The organism is Metabacillus sp. KH_069 (assembly GCF_057838075.1).
The window spans coordinates 3,743,701-3,761,666 of the sequence record NZ_CM174460.1 but is presented as its reverse complement, the minus strand read 5'-3'; the positions used below and the strand labels follow the sequence as shown (position 1 = coordinate 3,761,666).

Annotated in this window: 21 protein-coding genes; 14 read left to right on the top strand and 7 right to left on the bottom strand. The window is 40.5% G+C overall.

Features of this window, described 5'->3' with window-relative positions:
* The first annotated feature begins 82 nt into the window (after nt 1-82).
* Nucleotides 83-445 (top strand): HesB/IscA family protein, encoded by a 363-nt coding sequence (locus AC3ISE_RS18960; RefSeq protein ID WP_489222168.1) that lies wholly within the window; start codon nt 83-85, stop codon nt 443-445.
* 56 nt (nt 446-501) lie between these two features.
* Here the strand turns inward: AC3ISE_RS18960 and AC3ISE_RS18955 are convergent, their stop codons facing one another.
* On the bottom strand, nt 502-1,020 hold the full coding sequence (locus tag AC3ISE_RS18955) for a hypothetical protein (protein ID WP_489222167.1): 519 nt from the start codon (nt 1,018-1,020) through the stop codon (nt 502-504).
* A gap of 122 nt (nt 1,021-1,142) precedes the next feature.
* On the opposite strand from AC3ISE_RS18955, the gene AC3ISE_RS18950 reads away from it, so the two are divergent.
* A complete protein-coding gene (locus tag AC3ISE_RS18950) occupies nt 1,143-1,811 on the top strand; it encodes a hypothetical protein (RefSeq protein ID WP_489222166.1) in 669 nt (222 codons plus the stop codon).
* A gap of 67 nt (nt 1,812-1,878) precedes the next feature.
* On the opposite strand, the gene yumC is transcribed toward AC3ISE_RS18950, so the two are convergent.
* Nucleotides 1,879-2,874 (bottom strand): ferredoxin--NADP reductase 2, encoded by a 996-nt coding sequence (gene yumC / locus AC3ISE_RS18945; protein ID WP_070876051.1) that lies wholly within the window; start codon nt 2,872-2,874, stop codon nt 1,879-1,881.
* Nucleotides 2,875-3,265: 391 nt separating this feature from the next.
* Here yumC and AC3ISE_RS18940 point away from each other — a divergent pair, with 391 nt between their 5' ends.
* The 5 genes from AC3ISE_RS18940 (at nt 3,266) to AC3ISE_RS18920 (ending at nt 6,715) form a co-directional block, all read left to right on the top strand.
* Complete coding sequence (locus AC3ISE_RS18940; RefSeq protein ID WP_489222165.1) at nt 3,266-4,489, top strand: NAD(P)/FAD-dependent oxidoreductase; 1,224 nt, start codon at nt 3,266-3,268, stop codon at nt 4,487-4,489.
* Nucleotides 4,490-4,711: 222 nt separating this feature from the next.
* Entirely contained in the window at nt 4,712-5,194 is a 483-nt protein-coding gene (locus tag AC3ISE_RS18935) for an NUDIX domain-containing protein (RefSeq protein ID WP_489222164.1), read from the top strand.
* Nucleotides 5,195-5,357: 163 nt separating this feature from the next.
* Nucleotides 5,358-5,483 carry a YuiA family protein gene (locus AC3ISE_RS18930; protein WP_165971027.1) on the top strand — a complete coding sequence of 42 codons (126 nt, stop codon included), beginning with the start codon at nt 5,358-5,360 and terminating at the stop codon, nt 5,481-5,483.
* A gap of 93 nt (nt 5,484-5,576) precedes the next feature.
* Nucleotides 5,577-5,876 (top strand): YuiB family protein, encoded by a 300-nt coding sequence (locus tag AC3ISE_RS18925; protein WP_489224384.1) that lies wholly within the window; start codon nt 5,577-5,579, stop codon nt 5,874-5,876.
* A gap of 140 nt (nt 5,877-6,016) precedes the next feature.
* Nucleotides 6,017-6,715 (top strand): 3D domain-containing protein, encoded by a 699-nt coding sequence (locus AC3ISE_RS18920; RefSeq protein WP_489222163.1) that lies wholly within the window; start codon nt 6,017-6,019, stop codon nt 6,713-6,715.
* A 154-nt stretch (nt 6,716-6,869) separates the two neighbouring features.
* Here the strand turns inward: AC3ISE_RS18920 and AC3ISE_RS18915 are convergent, their stop codons facing one another.
* Complete coding sequence (locus AC3ISE_RS18915) at nt 6,870-7,685, bottom strand: cobalamin-binding protein (RefSeq protein ID WP_489222162.1); 816 nt, start codon at nt 7,683-7,685, stop codon at nt 6,870-6,872.
* Between the two features lie 13 nt (nt 7,686-7,698).
* Nucleotides 7,699-8,178: a divergent PAP2 family protein gene (locus AC3ISE_RS18910; RefSeq protein WP_489222161.1), complete on the bottom strand. Its 480-nt coding sequence runs from the start codon at nt 8,176-8,178 to the stop codon at nt 7,699-7,701.
* Nucleotides 8,179-8,351: 173 nt separating this feature from the next.
* Between AC3ISE_RS18910 and AC3ISE_RS18905 the strand changes: the two genes are divergently transcribed.
* The 3 genes from AC3ISE_RS18905 to AC3ISE_RS18895 all read left to right on the top strand — a co-directional run bounded on the left by AC3ISE_RS18905 (nt 8,352) and on the right by AC3ISE_RS18895 (nt 11,868).
* Nucleotides 8,352-8,735 (top strand): DUF309 domain-containing protein, encoded by a 384-nt coding sequence (locus AC3ISE_RS18905; protein ID WP_070876116.1) that lies wholly within the window; start codon nt 8,352-8,354, stop codon nt 8,733-8,735.
* Nucleotides 8,736-8,750: 15 nt separating this feature from the next.
* Nucleotides 8,751-10,241 carry a leucyl aminopeptidase gene (locus AC3ISE_RS18900; protein WP_489222160.1) on the top strand — a complete coding sequence of 497 codons (1,491 nt, stop codon included), beginning with the start codon at nt 8,751-8,753 and terminating at the stop codon, nt 10,239-10,241.
* Between the two features lie 298 nt (nt 10,242-10,539).
* Nucleotides 10,540-11,868 (top strand): Na+/H+ antiporter family protein, encoded by a 1,329-nt coding sequence (locus AC3ISE_RS18895; protein WP_489222159.1) that lies wholly within the window; start codon nt 10,540-10,542, stop codon nt 11,866-11,868.
* A gap of 123 nt (nt 11,869-11,991) precedes the next feature.
* Here AC3ISE_RS18895 and AC3ISE_RS18890 read toward each other — a convergent pair whose 3' ends face one another.
* Entirely contained in the window at nt 11,992-12,135 is a 144-nt protein-coding gene (locus AC3ISE_RS18890) for a hypothetical protein (RefSeq protein WP_165970994.1), read from the bottom strand.
* A 188-nt stretch (nt 12,136-12,323) separates the two neighbouring features.
* Between AC3ISE_RS18890 and AC3ISE_RS18885 the strand changes: the two genes are divergently transcribed.
* Nucleotides 12,324-12,857: a DUF6241 domain-containing protein gene (locus tag AC3ISE_RS18885; RefSeq protein WP_489222158.1), complete on the top strand. Its 534-nt coding sequence runs from the start codon at nt 12,324-12,326 to the stop codon at nt 12,855-12,857.
* A 45-nt stretch (nt 12,858-12,902) separates the two neighbouring features.
* On the opposite strand, the gene AC3ISE_RS18880 is transcribed toward AC3ISE_RS18885, so the two are convergent.
* Nucleotides 12,903-13,487 carry a biotin transporter BioY gene (locus tag AC3ISE_RS18880; protein WP_489222157.1) on the bottom strand — a complete coding sequence of 195 codons (585 nt, stop codon included), beginning with the start codon at nt 13,485-13,487 and terminating at the stop codon, nt 12,903-12,905.
* A 107-nt stretch (nt 13,488-13,594) separates the two neighbouring features.
* Here AC3ISE_RS18880 and AC3ISE_RS18875 point away from each other — a divergent pair, with 107 nt between their 5' ends.
* Both AC3ISE_RS18875 and AC3ISE_RS18870 read left to right on the top strand, forming a co-directional pair.
* Nucleotides 13,595-14,191, top strand: a complete 597-nt coding sequence (locus tag AC3ISE_RS18875; RefSeq protein WP_489222156.1) for a sulfite oxidase-like oxidoreductase — start codon at nt 13,595-13,597, stop codon at nt 14,189-14,191.
* 136 nt (nt 14,192-14,327) lie between these two features.
* Entirely contained in the window at nt 14,328-16,100 is a 1,773-nt protein-coding gene (locus tag AC3ISE_RS18870) for an ATP-binding protein (protein ID WP_489222155.1), read from the top strand.
* Here the strand turns inward: AC3ISE_RS18870 and AC3ISE_RS18865 are convergent.
* Nucleotides 16,097-17,032 carry a DMT family transporter gene (locus AC3ISE_RS18865; protein ID WP_489222154.1) on the bottom strand — a complete coding sequence of 312 codons (936 nt, stop codon included), beginning with the start codon at nt 17,030-17,032 and terminating at the stop codon, nt 16,097-16,099. The genes AC3ISE_RS18870 and AC3ISE_RS18865 overlap by 4 nt on opposite strands.
* 172 nt (nt 17,033-17,204) lie before the next feature.
* Between AC3ISE_RS18865 and AC3ISE_RS18860 the strand changes: the two genes are divergently transcribed.
* Nucleotides 17,205-17,936 carry a DsbA family oxidoreductase gene (locus tag AC3ISE_RS18860; protein WP_489222153.1) on the top strand — a complete coding sequence of 244 codons (732 nt, stop codon included), beginning with the start codon at nt 17,205-17,207 and terminating at the stop codon, nt 17,934-17,936.
* Nucleotides 17,937-17,966: the final 30 nt, after the last annotated feature.

Here is a 17,966-nt window from a genome sequence, read left to right as displayed (position 1 = left end):
AGTGTTTCATTTGAGAGTTCCAAATAGAAAGGGTATACTTACTGTATAGCCTTTGGATGATTGGCAAAGGAGGAACAAGAAAATGAATGATTTTGTAATAATTACTGAAGCGGCAGCTTATCAGATAAAAGATATGATGAAAGAAAACGGTGAAGAGCAGGCTTTTCTGCGCGTTGGCGTAAAAGGCGGCGGCTGCAGCGGTTTATCGTACGGCATGGGTTTTGAACAAGAGCCGAATGATGACGACACTCAATTTGAAGTGCATGGCATCAAAGTGGTTGTTGATAAAGAAAGTTCCCTTATTTTAAAAGGGACAAAAATTGATTTCAAAGAGTCCCTTATGGGCGGCGGATTCACGATTGATAATCCGAATGCCATTGCTTCATGCGGATGCGGTTCTTCATTCAGAACCGCTACGAATACAGGTACTCCTGAAGAGTGCTGATTGTAACAGAAAAAGACACTTCATTAGCCTGACAAGCTAATGAAGTGTCTTTTTTCTTATTTTTTTCTTTTATAAACTATGATGAAAATAAGGATGAAAGTTACAGCAAAAACGATAACCCACATTAATCTATTAGAATCAAGCTGATGTTCTAAGTTCACTTGTTTTTCAGGTTCTTTCCCTGCACCGAGATCCCTTATGTCATCCCCAGAGTCTGTAACTAAAGCTGTTCGCTCACATAACCCTGTCTCAAGAGTATTCTTTTCCCCGTATGCATAAACAAGATAAGTTTGCCCTTCAATAAAATCAAAACCGCAGCCTGCTGAATCTCTTTCTGTTTCAATTATTAGCTGTGATTGAGAAGGGCCTTTCCAAATTTGATCGACCTCTATCAACGCTTTTTTCTTGCTGTTTTCAGTTATTTTTAACACTTTTCCTGAAAAAATGGCCGTTTTGTTTTCTAATTCAGATTGAACAGAAGGCGTCTGGGCACAAGAGCAAGCATAGCCTTTTTCTTCATTTACAAAAAAGATGCCTGAAATCACCAATAAGCAAAGAATGATTTTCCATTTCATGTATTTTCCCCCTTTAAACACCATAGTCGTTAAGAAGTGAGAAAAGGTTACATTTTCCATAAAAAACATAGGACAAATATTGGGCATATAGTATTGATGTGTGAATTGAGAAGGGAGCTTGAATGATGAATTACTATCCATATCCATATCAGATGTATAATCAATTTCGTCTGTCATCAACAGATGAATTAAATGAGGGCTTGTATAAATGGGTGAAATTGACCTTTACAAACGGTACGGAAAAAGAGGCATTTGTATTCTACTTAGATAAACCATCAGGTGCGGTATTTATTTTATCCTTTCCTGCATTAACGGCAAGTCAGGCGAATGTGAATAGTATCAAATCATTCGAAGTGATGCCGAAACCTCCAAAAATGGAAAAAGAGGCTCAGCAAGAAGAGGAAGGACAAACTGAAGCTGAGGAGCAGGAGCAGCCGGAATCTACTCAGAATGGCGGAGGATCATCTTCACCTGAAGGCGGTCAGGAAAGTCCGTTCGGCCAAATGCCGGGAATGGATCAAGGCGGAGGCATGCAGTCCGGCCAGGGAAGCCCATTCGGTCAAATGCCGGGAATGGATCAAGGCGGAGGTATGCAGTCCGGCCAGGAAAGTCCATTCGGCCAAATGCCGGGAATGGGTCAAGGCGGAGGCATGCAGTCCGGCCAGGGAAGCCCATTCGGCCAAATGCCGGGAAGTAGTGATCAAAGCGGCATGCCGTTTGGCGGACAGAGATATCAGCAATGGAATCAGCCGGTGTATTATAATCCTTACAGCAATTACTGGCAGAGCTAAAAGAGGTTTATTCCATAAAAAAGAGGAAAAGCAGACCGCTTTTCCTCTTTTTAGGAGTAATATCTATTCATTTTTCAAACAAACTTGTGCTGTGAAGCGGCTGAACTCTTGCTTTTGGATCCATATAAGCTTTCGCGTTGTTAACCGCGGTTGGAGCTTCTCCAAATCCGCTTGCGATCAGTTTTACTTTTCCTTCATACGTGCAGATGTCTCCTGCAGCATATATGCCTTCTACGTTTGTTTCCATTTTGCTGTTAACGACAATCGAATTTTTCTCAATTTCAAGACCCCAGTTCTTGATTGGGCCAAGAGATGAGACGAATCCAAAGTTAACAATGACAGAATCCACATCGATGACTTCTTTGCGGTCGCCTTTCACTTCTTCTAATACAACTTGCTCAATATTTTCTGTACCTGTTAATTCTTTTGGTACAAATGGTGTGAGAACTTGAACTTTTGAGTTATTCAAATTTTCAACACTATGCTCATGAGCACGGAACTTATCCCGTCTGTGCACAAGAGTTACTTTCTCGGCAATTGGCTCAAGCATAAGCGCCCAGTCAACAGCAGAATCTCCGCCTCCGCAAATAAGAACTCTCTGTCCGGCAAACTGATTTAAATCATCAATGAAGTAATGAAGATTTGCTTTTTCAAATGAAGCAGCTTCTTCAAGTTCAATTTTACGGGGCTGGAACGCACCATTTCCTGCAGTGATGATAATCGTTTTAGAATAATGGATTTCCTGATCAGTTGTTAATTTGAAGACACCATCAGCTTGTTTTTCAACAGTATCTACTGCTTGCTCTAAGCAGACAGTCGGCTCAAATTTAGCCATTTGTTCTTTTAGATTGTTAACTAATTCCTGTGCGCGCACTTTAGGAAATCCTGCAACATCATATATGTATTTTTCAGGATATAAGGCAGAAAGCTGTCCGCCCAGCTGAGGCAAGCTTTCGATAATTTTAACTGAAGCCTGACGCATGCCGCCGTAAAAAGCTGTGAACAAACCAACAGGTCCGCCGCCAATAATTGTTATGTCGTATACTTTTGTGTCTTCCTTCACAAATATCCCCTCGCTTGTAATTGATAATAATTCTTAATTATAACATATCATACCTCTTTAACAATTTCACCTGGTGACCTGAGTAAAGAGATGTGGCTTGTATAAGAATATGATTATTATAGAGAATGTTTTTATTTTTGTAAAATTCTTAACGTTTCTAATCCTTCAATTTGGTCTTGAAAAATAAATCGCAGATGCTATTATGTAATATAGGCGTTATTTATATTCTATGTTACTACTTACAAAGTTTTCGGTATTATTTTGAAAAGTTAAGTGAACATTTTCACATACTTTTTTAGGCAAAACAAAATAAAATGTTGTGAAGCAGCGGAAGATAATCAGTATAGAACTTATTTCAATCTTTACAACAAATTCAGAAAAAAAGGTGGATGTGATTCGGTTGAGAAAGCCCAAAATAGTAGTTTTAGGTGCAGGTTACGGCGGATTAATGGCAGTTACACGTCTTCAAAAAATGATCGGTGTGAACGAAGCAGATCTTACACTGGTTAACAAAAATGATTACCACTATGAAACAACATGGCTGCACGAGGCATCAGCTGGTACTTTGCATCATGATAAAGCAAGATACCAAGTGAAAGATGTTATTGATAACAGCCGTGTGAAATTTGTGAAAGAAACAGTTGTTTCGATTAACAAGGATGAAAAGAAAATTGTTCTTGCAAATGGCGAGCTTGAGTATGACTACCTTGTGATTTCTCTTGGATCTCATCCAGAAACATTTGGAATCAAAGGCTTGAAAGAGTACGCTTTCGGTATTACTAACATCAATGCTGCGCGTCAATTGCGCGAGCATATCGAATATCAATTTGCTACTTACAACACAGAAGAAGTAAAACGCGACCAGCGTCTTGCAATCGTTGTGGGCGGAGCCGGCTTCACTGGCATTGAGTTCCTGGGAGAACTTGCTAACCGTGTTCCTGAGCTTTGCCGCGAGTACGATGTTGATCATAAGAAAGTACGCATTATCTGTGTAGAAGCTGCACCAACTGCTCTTCCTGGATTCGATCCAGAGCTTGTAGAATACGCTGTTAACCACTTAGAGCGTAAAGGTGTAGAATTCAAGATCGGAACTGCGATCAAAGAATGTGTAGAAGATGGTATTATTGTTGCAAAAGACGACATAATGGAAGAAATCAAAGCTGATACAGTTGTATGGGCAGCAGGTGTGCGCGGAAACAGCATCGTTGAAGAAGCTGGTTTTGAAAATATGCGCGGACGTGTAAAAGTTGATTCTTATCTAAGAGCTCCTAACCATGAAGATGTATTCATCATTGGCGACTGTTCTCTAGTGATCAACGAAGAAATCAACCGTCCATATCCTCCAACGGCTCAAATTGCGATGCAGCAAGGTATTACAGCTGCTAAAAACATTGCTGTTGCCGTTCGTGACCAAGGTGAAATGGAAGAATTCAAACCAGACATCAAAGGTACAGTTGCTTCACTTGGCGAAGATGATGCTGTAGGTATGGTATTTGGCAAGAAAGTAATGGGAACAAAAGCTTCATTCATGAAGAAAATGATTGATAACCGTGCTCTCTTAATGGTTGGCGGAGCTGGATTAGTCGTTAAAAAAGGTAAGTTTAAATTTTTCTAAGAAGTAGAGTAAAATAAAAGACAGAAGCCTTGTGCTTTTGTCTTTTTTTTATGGCTATCTTCGTAAACTTTGTTGCTTTTTGACTTTATGTTTAAAATCACAAGTTCCTGCAGCGGAAAGCAACGGACAACATGTATAATCCATAACAACAATCTATGCGAAAACAGTCTTTTTTATTGAAAAATTAAATGAAATATAAAAAGTGAAAAGGGGGAGATTAAAGTGGCAAATAAACGGGGGAATGTTTGGATTGCTGTTTCTGGTGTAGTAGAAAACGAAAACGGGGACTGGCTTGTCGTAAAAAAGAAATACGGCGGATTGAAAGGGAAGTGGTCTTTTCCTGCAGGTTTTGTGAATGAGGGGGAAACGCTGGATGAAGCGATTGTTCGGGAAATTCATGAGGAAACCGGAATAGAAGCAGAAGTAGAAGGCGTCATTGGGATTCGGTCAGGCGTCATTCAAAATACGATCAGTGATAATATGATTATTTTTAAATTGAAGGCGAATTCTTCTGCAGTTATTGTACAGGAAGATGAACTGTTTGAAGCTGCTTTTTTTCCGCCGCAAGTTCTTAAGGGAGACGAGAATGCGTCGCTTCTGCTTCAGTCATTTGCAGAAGATGCATTTGAGAAAATGCTTTATAAAATTGAAGGCCTGAACCCTGGTGATCAGTTTGGATATACGTCATACCGTCTATTTTTATAATTTTCAAAATAATAAGAAAAATTGAGAAAAAAGAAGGATGAGCTTGATGTATTCGCTTACATCGAGAATCCCGTGAGATTTTCTCCCTTTATCCTTTACAAAGAACCTGATATAGTATCTTCAATATCTAAAAAGAGATACTTGACAAAGGGGAGAATAGATGATGAATACATCTGCTATCGAAAAGAAAGAATGTCCATATTGTTCAGGTAAAGGTTATTTTCAATTGCTTCTTGGCGGTTCAGAGACGTGTGATTGCTGCAACGGAACTGGAAAGAAGTCTTCATAAAATGTTCAGTTTTTTTCCGATTGACTGAATATCGCTTGTTCAGTACACTTAAATAGGTGTACTGGAGGCGATAACTTGTTTTTACCTGTATTGATGATTTCGATGCTTTTATTTTTTGTTTTATTTTTTGGAATCGGTTTCTTGCTGAATATGCTGCTTCGCATGTCTTGGATCATGGCTATTATCTATCCGATTGTCTGTATATTGATTGTAGATAATGTGAGATTCACTGAGTACTTTACCTCACCTGGATCATCTTTTTCATCTTTAGGAGAGCGTATTCTATCATTGGCTTTGGCAGATGTTTTAATACTTGTCAGCGGTTTTGCAGGAGCAATTGTGTCCGGAATTGTCATAAAGATGCTCCGCAAAAGAGGATATCAAATGTTTTAACAACGGATCTGTACAGTGTGTACAGGTCTTTTTATTTGCCGAAAAACAAAACTTGTAAAATATGGATCCCTCTCTATCCTGAATATTTCGTTTGCCATTTGGAAACGATTATGGATGTGAGAGGAGTGAACACATCGTAAATGGATAGGACGAAAACCTGGTCAAGGCGTCTATTAATGACACTATTATTGCTATTGGCGCTCGGTACCACTTTAAAAGCTTTTTCAGGTGCAGAGGCAAAGGATCTGCCTGTTTTTAAGGGATGGAGCAAGGGCATATTGGTAAGCGAAGGGCATCCTTATAAGCTGACCGGACTCATCCCTAAATCTCTGCACAGTGAAAAAACGGTCGCAGCCGCGATTTCCTCAAGCGGAAACGCAATCAGCCAAATGTCGCTTGAAGATGAATTTGACTGGTCACAGTACCCTAAGCAAGAAGTAACAGCAACAGGATATACAGCTGGCTATGAATCAACAGGCAAAAAACCTGAACATCCCGAATATGGGATCACGTATTCTGGAGTGAAAGTGAAAAGAGATTTGTATTCAACCATAGCAGCTGATTTAAGTGTGTTTCCGATCGGAACTATTCTGTTTATTCCAGGTTACGGCTTTGGTGTTGTAGCAGACAAGGGCGGTGCGATAAAGGGGAATGAACTGGATCTTTATTACGATACAGTTGAAGAAGTCTTTCAATTTTGGGGCAAAAAAACGTTAGACATATACATCGTCCAAAAAGGAAGCGGACGATTAACTGAAAATGAACTGATGAAATTGAATGAAAATAAGTCGATGCAGGCATTTCGTCAAAAATACATGAAACCCAAAACGAAAAGTTAATGATGGACGGCGGGATTGATGCAAACCGCTTTAGGTCTGGTACATTCTTGCTGGGCAATCGAGTATTTTTTCGGGATTGGTACAATGTCTCGGAATTAATCTTAAAATTATTCTCGGTAACGGAAAAAGCCCAGGTTTTTAACCTGGGCTTTTTCTATGTAATAGAAGTTAGGGAATCTTTCTCTTCAGGCTCCGGAAAGTGATCCGGATGAAGGATGGCTGCAAGTTTCGCAAGTCCATTTAAGAGCCTTGGTGATGGTCTGCAATAAAGCTGTTCTTCAAGCAGGTGAATGCGATTCTCTCTGACGGCAGCAAGGTATTCTGCCGATTCACGCTTTAAAACATGCTGGACTTTCATCCTGCTTTGCTTAACGCCGACCCAAGCAAGACAAATATGATCAGGATTTCTGCGGATAATGTCATCCCAGCTGGTTTGGACACTCGCAAGCTCCACATCACGGAAACTATTGCGCCCTCCTGCCAGTTCACACATTTCAGTCAGCCAGTTTACTTGACCAGGTGTGAAAATGGGATTAGGCCACCATTCAAAATAAACTTCAGGGTAATGATCAACTTTTGAGGATTTTTCTTTATAATCATTTAAAATTTGATGATAACGCGAAACAATTGCAGCAGCTTCTTTTTCCTTGCCTGCAGCAATGCCTACAGCCATTAAATCATTTCCTATATCCTCGAAAGACTGAGGGTTTAAAACAAGGTGAGGAATGTTTCTTTTTATAAGTTCATCCACGTTTTTTTCCATACCAGGCACACTCAATGAAGCGAGAACAAGGTCAGGCTCCATTTGTTCAACCAGATCCATATTAATGGACAGGTCAGGTCCAAGGCGCGGCAGATCATTCACTTGCTCCGGCCAGTCAGAATAATCATCAACTGCAATCAGATCGTCAGTCAGCCCTAAATAGGCGGCAAGCTCTGTATTGCTTGGGCAAATAGATATTAGCCGCAAAATAATTCCTCCTTTACAAGATGAATAGGTAGTGCAGAAACAGCGCTAATAAGATTCCTGTCAGGCCTCCGAAGAATACTTCAATAGGCTGATGCCCGAGAAGTTCTTTCAATTTCTTCTGCTTTTCTTCTTCTTCCTGCTGGGGCCATGACTTTGCCTCACCTACAAATGTATTAAAATCAGTTACGAGTTTATTAAGAACTGTGGCCTGCTCTCCGGCATGTCTTCTTACTCCCGTAGCATCAAACATGGTGATGATGGCAAAAACGGCTGAAACAGCAAAGAGGGAAGAAGCAAGCCCATTATCAAGAGCGACTCCCGTTGCAAGTGCCGTGACAGCAGCAGAATGGGAACTTGGCATCCCCCCTGTGCTTAAAATAAGGGACCAGTCAATTTTACGGGTCGCAATATACGTAATCGGGACTTTTACAAATTGCGCAAAGAAAATGGCTGCAAGGGAAGCTAATAGCGGGAAATTAAGCAGTATCTCCATGAAGTCGGACATCCTTTCGGTTCGAAAAATAAATGTTCTGTTATTGACTGTATGGTATAGTTCCATGCATTCATGTCCTTATCCTCTGCCATTTGTTCAAATAGTATAAAAACTTTTTATCCTTTGATACAATAAGGTCAGAGAGGAGTGCATGCCACGTGACTCTTTACCCAATGGAATATTATCAGTTTTTTATCCATTTTAATGAAGGCGATTATTATACTTGCCATGATTTGCTTGAATTAATCTGGCTGACAGAGAAGGATAATTTATTTCTAAAAGGCCTGCTGCAAATGACAGTTGCTATTTATCATTATGAATATGGCAATATTAAAGGAGCAAGGCTCATGATGCAAGCCGGACACTCATACATACAGTCTTACCGCCCATTCCATTGGGGAGTGGACCTTGAAAACGTAAATGCATTCATTGAGGAATGCCTGATGATTATACCTGCAGGCATTCAGTCTGTTTCTTTTGAAGAAGCCGGGCAGCTGCCTAAATTGCCTGCTCTATTTCTATACCTTGAAGAAGACCCGGGGAAACCTAATTATTAATGGAGGTGTGTTTTCATGTTTCATATTCAGTCAACAATTAAATGGAACGAAGAAACAATCATCTTTGGATTGTTTCAAAAAAACGGCTCGTTTGAAGGGCCTTTAGCTGAGCTTGATCATAAGCTTGAAGGCCAGATTTCATCACTCGTAAAAGACGGCGATATTTCGTCCAGAAAGAAAGAAATATCAAAAGTACATACTCTTGGCAAAATCGCTTCAAAACGAATCTTTTTTGTTGGCCTCGGCAAAGAAAAGGAATACGATTTTGATGCAGCCAGAGAATCTTTTGCAAAGCTTTTCAAAACGCTGCAAAATGCAAAAATTCAATCGTTTTCAATCGTTCTTGATTCATTCACAAGTGAACATGTTCAAGGAAACGAAGCTGCTCATGCATTAGCAGAAGTTCTTCCGCTTTCTACATATAAAATACAGGACTATAAACAAAAATCAAACGAGCCTGAACGAAACATCAACCAAGTGACAATTATCTCAAAAGAGGATGAAGCTGAAATACGCTCAAGTCTTACAGTTGGATCTGCCTTTGGAGAGGGAACAAATTCTGCAAGAACGCTTGTCAACATGCCAGGTAACATATTAACAGCAACGGAACTTGCTAAATACTCGGTGGATGTCGCCCAGAAATACGGCTTCGAATATGAAGTGCTTGAAAAAGAAGACATGGAGAAGCTTGGAATGGGAGCTCTTCTTGCTGTGAACAAGGGATCTGATGAGCCGCCGAAAATGATTGTTCTCAAATACCAGGGAAAAGAAGAATGGACAGACGTGATTGGTCTGGTTGGAAAAGGAATTACCTTTGATACTGGAGGTTACTCAATTAAGCCGAAAGACGGCATCGTCGGCATGAAATCAGATATGGGCGGTGCAGCAGCTGTTTTAGGAGCAATGGAGATTATCGGTAAGCTGAAACCGGAACAAAATGTTCTGGCCGTCATTCCATCAACCGACAACATGATCAGCGGCAATGCGTTCAAGCCTGACGACGTGATCGTTTCTCTCAGCGGAAAAACAATCGAAGTACTCAATACAGACGCAGAGGGCAGATTAGTCCTTGCTGACGGGATGACATACGCCAAGCATCATGGCGCAAATTACTTAGTAGATGTTGCGACATTGACAGGCGGAGTGATCATCGCCCTTGGAACACATACAACAGGTGCAATGACAAATAATGAAGCATTATTTGAGCAAGTGTTAGAGGCGTCACATGAATGCGGAGAGCCAATCTGGAGATTGCCGATTACTAAAAAAGACATTGATAAAGTGCGCGGCAGCAAAATGGCGGATCTGAATAATTCCCCAGGGCGTGAAGGCCATGCCATCATGGCGGGAACGTTTATTGGAGAATTCGCAGAAGGAATGCCTTGGGTCCATTTAGACATCGCAGGAACAGCCACATCTAATCATGCAGATGATCTTGGACCATCTGGAGGCACCGGCGTTATGGCTAGAACGCTTGCCGCTTTCGTGGAACGATTTGAGGTATAATGACGGGAAAAGGCACTGAACAATCAGTGTCTTTTTTTTGTTCTTTTTATTCATCGCGGTCTTAGTCTCCGCTCCGGAAAAAGAGTTAAAATCATCAAAATTCATTACAATTTCACCCCATTAAATGCCCTTTTCTATTCATCAATCCACTGATTTCCCACAATATCCTTTAGTCTGCTAATATAATAAAATTTTTACATTGACACTAAAAATGAAAGTATGTTATTTTAATTCTATTGAATTTTATCTCTCTAATACATTAGCACACTAAAGTATAAAGATTCCGGAGGTTTTATAGATGAATGCAGTAATTTTAGCTGTTTTGGTCATGCTTGTTTTAAGTTTGCTGCGGGTAAATGTCGTTTTTGCATTAGTTGCAGGCGCACTCGCAGGCGGTTTAACAGGCGGACTGGATTTGAAAACAACAATCGAAACATTTACAGGCGGCCTTGGCGGAAACGCCACAGTCGCATTAAGCTATGCTCTGCTTGGAGCATTTGCAGTTGCCCTATCCAAAACGGGTTTGCCTGATGCGATGGTGGAAGGTGCTGTAAAGCTTGTTGGCAAAGAAGGGGAAGACAGAAAGAAATCACTTTCTAAAGTTCTTATATTAATGGTTATTTTGATCATTTCGATTTTCTCGCAAAATGTGGTGCCTGTTCATATCGCATTTATACCAGTATTAATTCCGCCGCTTTTAAAAGTGTTTAATCAGCTGGAGGTTGACCGCCGATTAATAGCAGTAGTGATTGCATTTGGATTAATCACACCTTATATGCTGTTGCCGGTCGGATTTGGAGCGATCTTCCATGACATTCTTCAAAAGAACATGGCAGCAGGCGGATTGAATGTAAGTCTTAAGGATATTCCGCAGGCGATGCTGATTCCATCAGCAGGTATGGTTGTCGGTTTAATCATTGCATTCTTTACTTACAGAAAAAAGCGCACATATGAAACAAAAGAGATTGCCGGACAGGCTCCTGCTGTCTATACGAAGAAAACTGTCGGATTTGCTGTTCTTGCCATCATCGTTTCATTAAGTGTTCAATTGTTTCTTTCTCAGAAACTTGAGGTAGAAGGAATGATTTTTGGAGCTTTGGCGGGAATTACAGTGTTGTATGCTACAGGTTCAATGAAATGGAACGAGGCAGATCAGCTTTTATCATCCGGAATGAGAATGATGGCATTTATCGGATTTGTCATGCTTGCTGCAGCAGGATTTGCATCTGTTATGCAAGAAACGGGTCACATTGATACTCTCGTCAAAACGTCGGCTGATTTTGTTGGAGGAAATCAATCTCTTGCAGCAATCCTAATGCTGCTTGTCGGTTTACTTGTCACAATGGGTATTGGATCATCCTTCTCGACTGTTCCGATCATAGCGACGATTTTTGTTCCGCTCTGCCTTGAGCTTGGATTCAGTCCAATGGCGACCATTGCCCTTGTCGGTACTGCAGGAGCTCTGGGTGATGCTGGCTCACCTGCATCTGACAGCACATTGGGACCAACATCAGGCTTAAATGCAGATGGAGAACATAATCATATATGGGATACAGTTGTCCCGACCTTCCTGCATTACAACCTGCCGCTTCTGGTTTTTGGATGGATCGCGGCAATTGTCCTTTAATAGAAAAATAGAAAAACAGAAAAGGCCTCCTGCATAAATAGCAGGGAGGCCTTTTTATTGATGCTTGGCTCTGCTTAATCATTAGAAGGCAGAGCTTTTCTATGGTGTTAAACTTTGCTTTTGTTATTTCAATCTCTCCACTAGCTCTTCGTCGTCCATTTCAAGGACTCTCTCCCGGAGCTCAGGCTGTCTTTTTAAAATGCGTTTTTCATAGGTTTCGCGTTCCTTTTCACTTAAAAAATAACGCTTCATTTGAAGTACGGTCATGAACATTCACCTCTTTCATATGATTCCGTATTAAGTATTTTCCAATTAAGGAATCTTTTATACATGAAATCTATGATACTGTAAGATTTTATCGAATTATGTCTAGTTATGCAAGAATCTTTACTGGAGAAGGAGATATAAATAGATGAATAGAACTAATTAGTATAAAAAAGATAGGGGTGCAGTGCATGAAATGGATGAAGCAGCATAAGTTTCTCACGGGTGCAATTTTTTTATTGCTATGCTGTGCGGGCATTGTTTTTTATATTTTCACTGAAATGATTCACACACCTGTTCAAAGTACAGAAGAAGTAAATAAAACGATTAATGAAAGTTCTGGGAAGCTTGCTGAAATTGATTTAAGCAACAATCCATTTCCAACAGGAGGAGCTACGATTACAGAAGATCAACTGCAGAAATACCTGCACGGGATGTCTCATCAAAAAGTGCAGGCCGAAGATAAGTGGGTCCACTTTGAAATTACGGAAGAGAGAATTCTGTATTTAATCAAACAAATTGAGAGCGACAAAAAAGCGTTTGATAACTCGGATTTATATTTGGATATACTCAGCAGGTGGCTTAAAAATGATTATTCAGAAGCCGACAGGGACCACAATGCAATATGGAGCCTTCAGGGCGGCACGATCGGGAAAGCAACGGGATTGCTGTCCAAGGAAGAAGAATTGAAATATCTTGAAGAAAACAGGAGTAAGATCAAATAAAAAAACACATGATTCTTCATGTGTTTTTTTACATGCCATTCGAAATTAAGCAGCGCGATGCTTTCCAAGACCTGTCGCTCTGTTTACAGCTTTATAAATGCGCGGAGCAATTACAGCGCCAATGGCTGTGAAAATTACATCTTTGACTATAAACCACGTCATGACAAGCCATGCGCCTGAATAGCTCATATCTACGTTCAGCCAATAATTAAGAGCTGCGTACATATAAGTCGTTCCAATGATATAGATAAGTGCAATTCCTGCAAAAGAAGAAAGGAAGAAAACTGGGAGCGTCGGTTTTTTGCTGGCTTCAACAATTTTGCCTGCTGCATAAGCAGCTGCAATATAGGATAAAATAAACCCGCCGGTGCTGCCGAAAATCACGCCGATGCCGCCGCTGAACTGCGCGAAAACAGGTGCTCCTGCTATTCCTACCAGCGCATAAACAATCATGGATAAGGCACCTAACCTGCTTCCGAGCAGCAAACCTGCTAAAATACAGAAAAAGGGCTGCATGGATAAAGGAACTGTTCCAACCGTTAAAAACGAAGTTAAATTTGCTCCAATTGCCATTAAAGCAGCAAACATCCCAACGAGCGCTAAATCATAAGCTTTTAATTTGTTTTTCATTCTCTCATCCCCCATAGATGCTATGTATCTTTCTATAAAAAGAGTACTGAATCCTGCTATATATGTCAACTTTATTTTGTGTGAGTTAACAAAGAGGGGGTGTCAACATGTATTTCGGCAAGGTCAAAAGCAAAGGAGATCCCAGCCGGGTCCCGCCTAATCAGCATGTCACAACAGCATTTCCGGTTCTTCATGCAGGAAATGTTCCTTATTACGAGGACATAAGCAAATGGGATCTTCAAGTATTTGGCTTACTGGATCATCCTAAGAGATTTACATATGAAGATCTGATGAACATGCCGCAAATCGATCAGGGCAATGATATTCACTGCGTAACAGGCTGGACGAAGCTTGATAATGTATGGAGAGGAATCAGCACCCGACAGCTCGCGCACGATTTGGGGCTGCATGAGAACGCAAACTATTGCATTCTCCATGCAGAGGAAGGATGGACTACGAATTTGCCCCTTGATGACTTTCTTAAGGAAACAAGTCTGCTTGCCCACTCCCATAATGGGAAACCGCTGACGCCTGAGCATGGTTTTCCATTCAGAGCCGTTTTTCCTCATTTGTACTTTTGGAAAAGTGCAAAATGGATACGCGCGATTCAGTTTACAGAACATAATCACCCAGGGTTCTGGGAGAGAAACGGCTATCATATGAAAGGAGATCCTTGGAAGGAAGAACGGTTTACATGGGATTAGTGAAAGGCACCTGTATCATTCAGGTGTCATTTTTTCTTTTTATGAACCTGTTAAAAAAACGGACAGGCGCAATTTCCTTTCTTCGTCTATAATGAGAAGGCTGGCAATTTCATACGAATGTTCGGAGTGACTTACAATGTATTTTACCGTGCTTGGCCTTGTTTCTCTTATCCCGCTGCTGCTTGGGATGATTATATATTTGAATGAAAAAACGATTCTTTCAAGAGCAATCGTTTATTTCTTAATCATGCTTTTTATTTGGCAGATAGATGTTGCTCTCTTATATGGAACGGATTTATTTTCTGAGGAAACGGCAGAAATGTTGTTTAAAATATGCCGCTTCGGATCAATTATGATCATGCCGATTTTATTTTACTTTATGTACTTAATGATTAATCAAGAAAACGGAGCGGAGAAAAAGCAATGGCTCCGTATTGTTAACATAAAAACACTAATCATCATCGTAATTTGGAGCCTGTCTGTTTTTTTCATTAATTTAACTTCTTATGGAATATCCGGATTAATAGTAATAGAAGACGACTTTTTCCCGGATCATTACTATCCGGTTTTTGGACCTTTAAACTGGACGTACTACATAAATGTCTGTTTTGTATTCATTAACATCATTTTGCTTATCATTGTGTCGAAGAAACTATTAAATAAGGACTTGCGTTCTTTCAGTCTTTTTTTCTGCACATCGATTTTATTTGTCTTTATTAATGGAGTGCTGTCTGGCTATCAATTGATTCCTCTTTTTTTATCCAGCTTTGGGTCAGTTCTCTCGACTTTGATCATCTTTATGGCTTACTTCAATATGCATTCAAAAAGAATTCAATTGATGAACAGAGATTTAAGGGATCAGAAAGATTTTCTTCATAAAGTGATGGATTTAAATCCAAGTTATATTTATGTAAAAAACCATGAGCTTAAGTTTGTGCTGGCCAATAAGGCGATGTCTGCTTTATACGGCAAAGAAGTACATGAATTAATAGGGAAGATTGATTCTGACTTTAATGATCAGCCGGATCAGATCAAGAAAATCCGAGATGAAGAGCTTCTGATTCTTGCCTGGAAAACAGAAAAATGGGCGGAGCCGGAACTTGCGATTGATTCTGCTGGGAATACAAGGTGGATTGAAGTGACAAAGATCCCTGTAAGATTAGAAGGGGAAACGTACATTCTTTGCATCGGCAATGATGTGACACAAAAGAAGCGGGATGCAGAGGTTATTTTAATAACAGAAAAGATGAATGTCATTGGAGAATTAGCTGCAAGCATTGCACATGAGATCCGAAATCCGCTGACATCCATCAAGGGATTTGTGCAAATTCTGCAGGAAGATGAGCATTTGAAGCAGAGCAGAGAACATTTAAGAGTGATGTCAGAGGAAATTGACAGAATCAACGAGGTAGTGGGCGAACTGCTCCTGATTGCAAAACCGCAGGTGCAAACAATCTTATCTGTTGACTTGAAGACAGTCATTGAGGACGTCATGACGCTGATGAAAAGCAGCGCTCTGCAAAATAACGTCAGTCTTAGGCTTACTTCAGAAGCGAACGGAGTATTTAAAGTCAGAGGGAATAAAAATCACTTAAAACAGGTTTTTATAAATTTAATAAAAAATGCAATTGAATCCATGCCTGAGGGGGGAACCGTTCATACCTCAATTGAGCATATAGAGGATGGCGGCATCCGGATCTCAATTTCTGATGAGGGAATCGGATTAAGTCAAGAAAGAATGGAGAAACTGGGAGAACCTTTTTATACGACAAAGGATAAAGGTACAGGTCTTGGATTAACGGTTTGCTATAAAATTATCCGGGAAGAGCACGCAGGAGAGATTCTATTTGAAAGCGAGGAAGGGCGGGGAACAACTGTTCATCTCATCCTTCCCGCAGAATCCATCTAGTTTGCATCTTCTGTTTTAACTTGTTTTTGTTTAAATGCATTTGTTCCGATAACCCCGGCTATGATGAAAAAAGCGCCTATCCAGTGATAGAAATAAATGTCTTCACTCAGGATAACGGCTCCTGCAGCAATTGAAATAACGGTTGATAAATTAGCGAACACGCTCATCTGAGAAGCTGGGATTTTCGAAAGAATGTAGTTTGACAGAAAAGAAGTCAATAGAGTGGCAAATACCCCTAAATAGAACGTGAATAATAAAAATGGCACGTTTGTCCACAGCGAAACATAGTGAACAAAATCTCCTGCAGCCAAATGCTGAATAACGGCATATAGATTAAAAAAGATAAACCCGAATGTTACCATTATAAAGCTGAGCTGCAGGGGAGAATAAGAAACAGACAGAAATCTCGCAAGCACGGTGTAGCCTGCAATCGACAAACAGGCAATAAATAAGAAAAGAAAACCAAGCATACTGTTAAATTCGATGCTTGACCCTTTCATCAAAAAAATAAAAACGACACCGAATATGGACATGGAAATAAACAGAACTTGAATCAAGCTGGTTCTTTCTTTTAAAAAGACAGAAGCAAGCAAAGCTGTTAAGATTGGTGCAAAAGCCATCAGGATGCCGCCTTCTGCAGATGTTGTGTGAAGGAGTCCGAAAGCCTGGAAGCTGAAAAACATCGTCGGATAAAATAAAGCAAGCAGCAGCAGAAAAGCAAGAGATTTTCCGTTATTCTTAAATGACGGCATTTTAATAGGCACAAAAAATTGCAGAAGCATCAGAACAAGAAAACCTAGTGTAAACCGGTATGAAAGGGTATCAACCGGCGAAGCGTCTTCAAGGGCGAGCTTTGTAAATAAAAAGGTAAGTCCGACTATTGAGGCATTTAATACAGCGCCAAGGTAAGGAAGCACCTGTTCTTTCTTCATCTTTCATTCCCCGTTTCTGAATTCTTATGTTCACCTTACCACTTTTTTAGTGGTTTTGATCAGTGCAAGTTCGTTTTTTGAAATTTATTGATTGATGCATGAGCAGTGTTTGATGGTTTTTTGATTGGTTATGCTACTATAGAAGCATTCTATGAATGAATGAGGTGTTCTTATGAAAATTGAAGTGTGGTCTGACTTTGTCTGTCCATTTTGCTATATAGGAAAGCGCAGATTAGAAGAAGCGCTGGCTGGGTTTCCTCATAAAGATCAGGTTGAAGTTGAATATAAAAGCTTTGAACTGGACCAAAATGCACCTCTGAACAGCGGGAAGACGATTGATGAGGCATTGGCATCCAAATACGGCATGACCATTGAACAGGCGAAGGAAGCGAATGCCGGAATCGGACAGCAGGCGAAAAGTGTGGGTCTGAATTTCCGCTTTGATGAGATGAAACCAACAAATACATTTGATGCTCACCGTCTTGCTAAGTTCGCTAAAACTCAGGGGAAAGAGGAGGATGTAACTGAAAATCTTCTTTATGCCTACTTTACCGATAATAAAAATTTGGGAGATCATCATATCCTTGCCGATCTGGCGGAAGCATCAGGGCTTGATCGCAAGGAAGCTTTAGAAGTCCTTGCTGACAAAACTGCATACGCTTCTGAGGTGCGAAATGATGAAGGAATCGCACAGCAGTACGGGATAAGCGGCGTGCCCTATTTCGTCATTAATCAAAAATATGCAATTTCAGGGGCGCAGCGGGCAGAAACTTTTGCAGGTGCACTTCAGAAGGTTTGGGAAGAAGAAAATCCTGCACCTAAATTGCAGGATCTCACTGAAGGCAGCGGTGATGACGCTTTTTGCGCTGACGGCAGCTGTGCTGTACCGAAGAACAAAGAGTAGTCAATATGAAAGAAATAGCCTGGAGGCGGC

Excerpts from the sequence above, each read along its gene's own strand:
- AC3ISE_RS18960 (WP_489222168.1), top strand. The coding sequence starts at position 83 with ATGAATGATTTTGTAATAATTACTGAAGCGGCAGCTTATCAGATAAAA.
- AC3ISE_RS18955 (WP_489222167.1), bottom strand. The coding sequence starts at position 1,020 with ATGAAATGGAAAATCATTCTTTGCTTATTGGTGATTTCAGGCATCTTT.
- AC3ISE_RS18950 (WP_489222166.1), top strand. The coding sequence starts at position 1,143 with ATGATGAATTACTATCCATATCCATATCAGATGTATAATCAATTTCGT.
- AC3ISE_RS18930 (WP_165971027.1), top strand. The coding sequence starts at position 5,358 with ATGAATACATCTGCTATCGAAAAGAAAGAATGTCCATATTGTTCAGGT.
- AC3ISE_RS18925 (WP_489224384.1), top strand. The coding sequence starts at position 5,577 with ATGATTTCGATGCTTTTATTTTTTGTTTTATTTTTTGGAATCGGTTTC.
- AC3ISE_RS18920 (WP_489222163.1), top strand. The coding sequence starts at position 6,017 with ATGGATAGGACGAAAACCTGGTCAAGGCGTCTATTAATGACACTATTA.
- AC3ISE_RS18910 (WP_489222161.1), bottom strand. The coding sequence starts at position 8,178 with ATGGAGATACTGCTTAATTTCCCGCTATTAGCTTCCCTTGCAGCCATT.
- AC3ISE_RS18905 (WP_070876116.1), top strand. The coding sequence starts at position 8,352 with ATGGAATATTATCAGTTTTTTATCCATTTTAATGAAGGCGATTATTAT.
- AC3ISE_RS18900 (WP_489222160.1), top strand. The coding sequence starts at position 8,751 with ATGTTTCATATTCAGTCAACAATTAAATGGAACGAAGAAACAATCATC.
- AC3ISE_RS18895 (WP_489222159.1), top strand. The coding sequence starts at position 10,540 with ATGAATGCAGTAATTTTAGCTGTTTTGGTCATGCTTGTTTTAAGTTTG.
- AC3ISE_RS18890 (WP_165970994.1), bottom strand. The coding sequence starts at position 12,135 with ATGACCGTACTTCAAATGAAGCGTTATTTTTTAAGTGAAAAGGAACGC.
- AC3ISE_RS18885 (WP_489222158.1), top strand. The coding sequence starts at position 12,324 with ATGAAATGGATGAAGCAGCATAAGTTTCTCACGGGTGCAATTTTTTTA.
- AC3ISE_RS18880 (WP_489222157.1), bottom strand. The coding sequence starts at position 13,487 with ATGAAAAACAAATTAAAAGCTTATGATTTAGCGCTCGTTGGGATGTTT.
- AC3ISE_RS18875 (WP_489222156.1), top strand. The coding sequence starts at position 13,595 with ATGTATTTCGGCAAGGTCAAAAGCAAAGGAGATCCCAGCCGGGTCCCG.
- AC3ISE_RS18870 (WP_489222155.1), top strand. The coding sequence starts at position 14,328 with ATGTATTTTACCGTGCTTGGCCTTGTTTCTCTTATCCCGCTGCTGCTT.
- AC3ISE_RS18865 (WP_489222154.1), bottom strand. The coding sequence starts at position 17,032 with ATGAAGAAAGAACAGGTGCTTCCTTACCTTGGCGCTGTATTAAATGCC.
- AC3ISE_RS18860 (WP_489222153.1), top strand. The coding sequence starts at position 17,205 with ATGAAAATTGAAGTGTGGTCTGACTTTGTCTGTCCATTTTGCTATATA.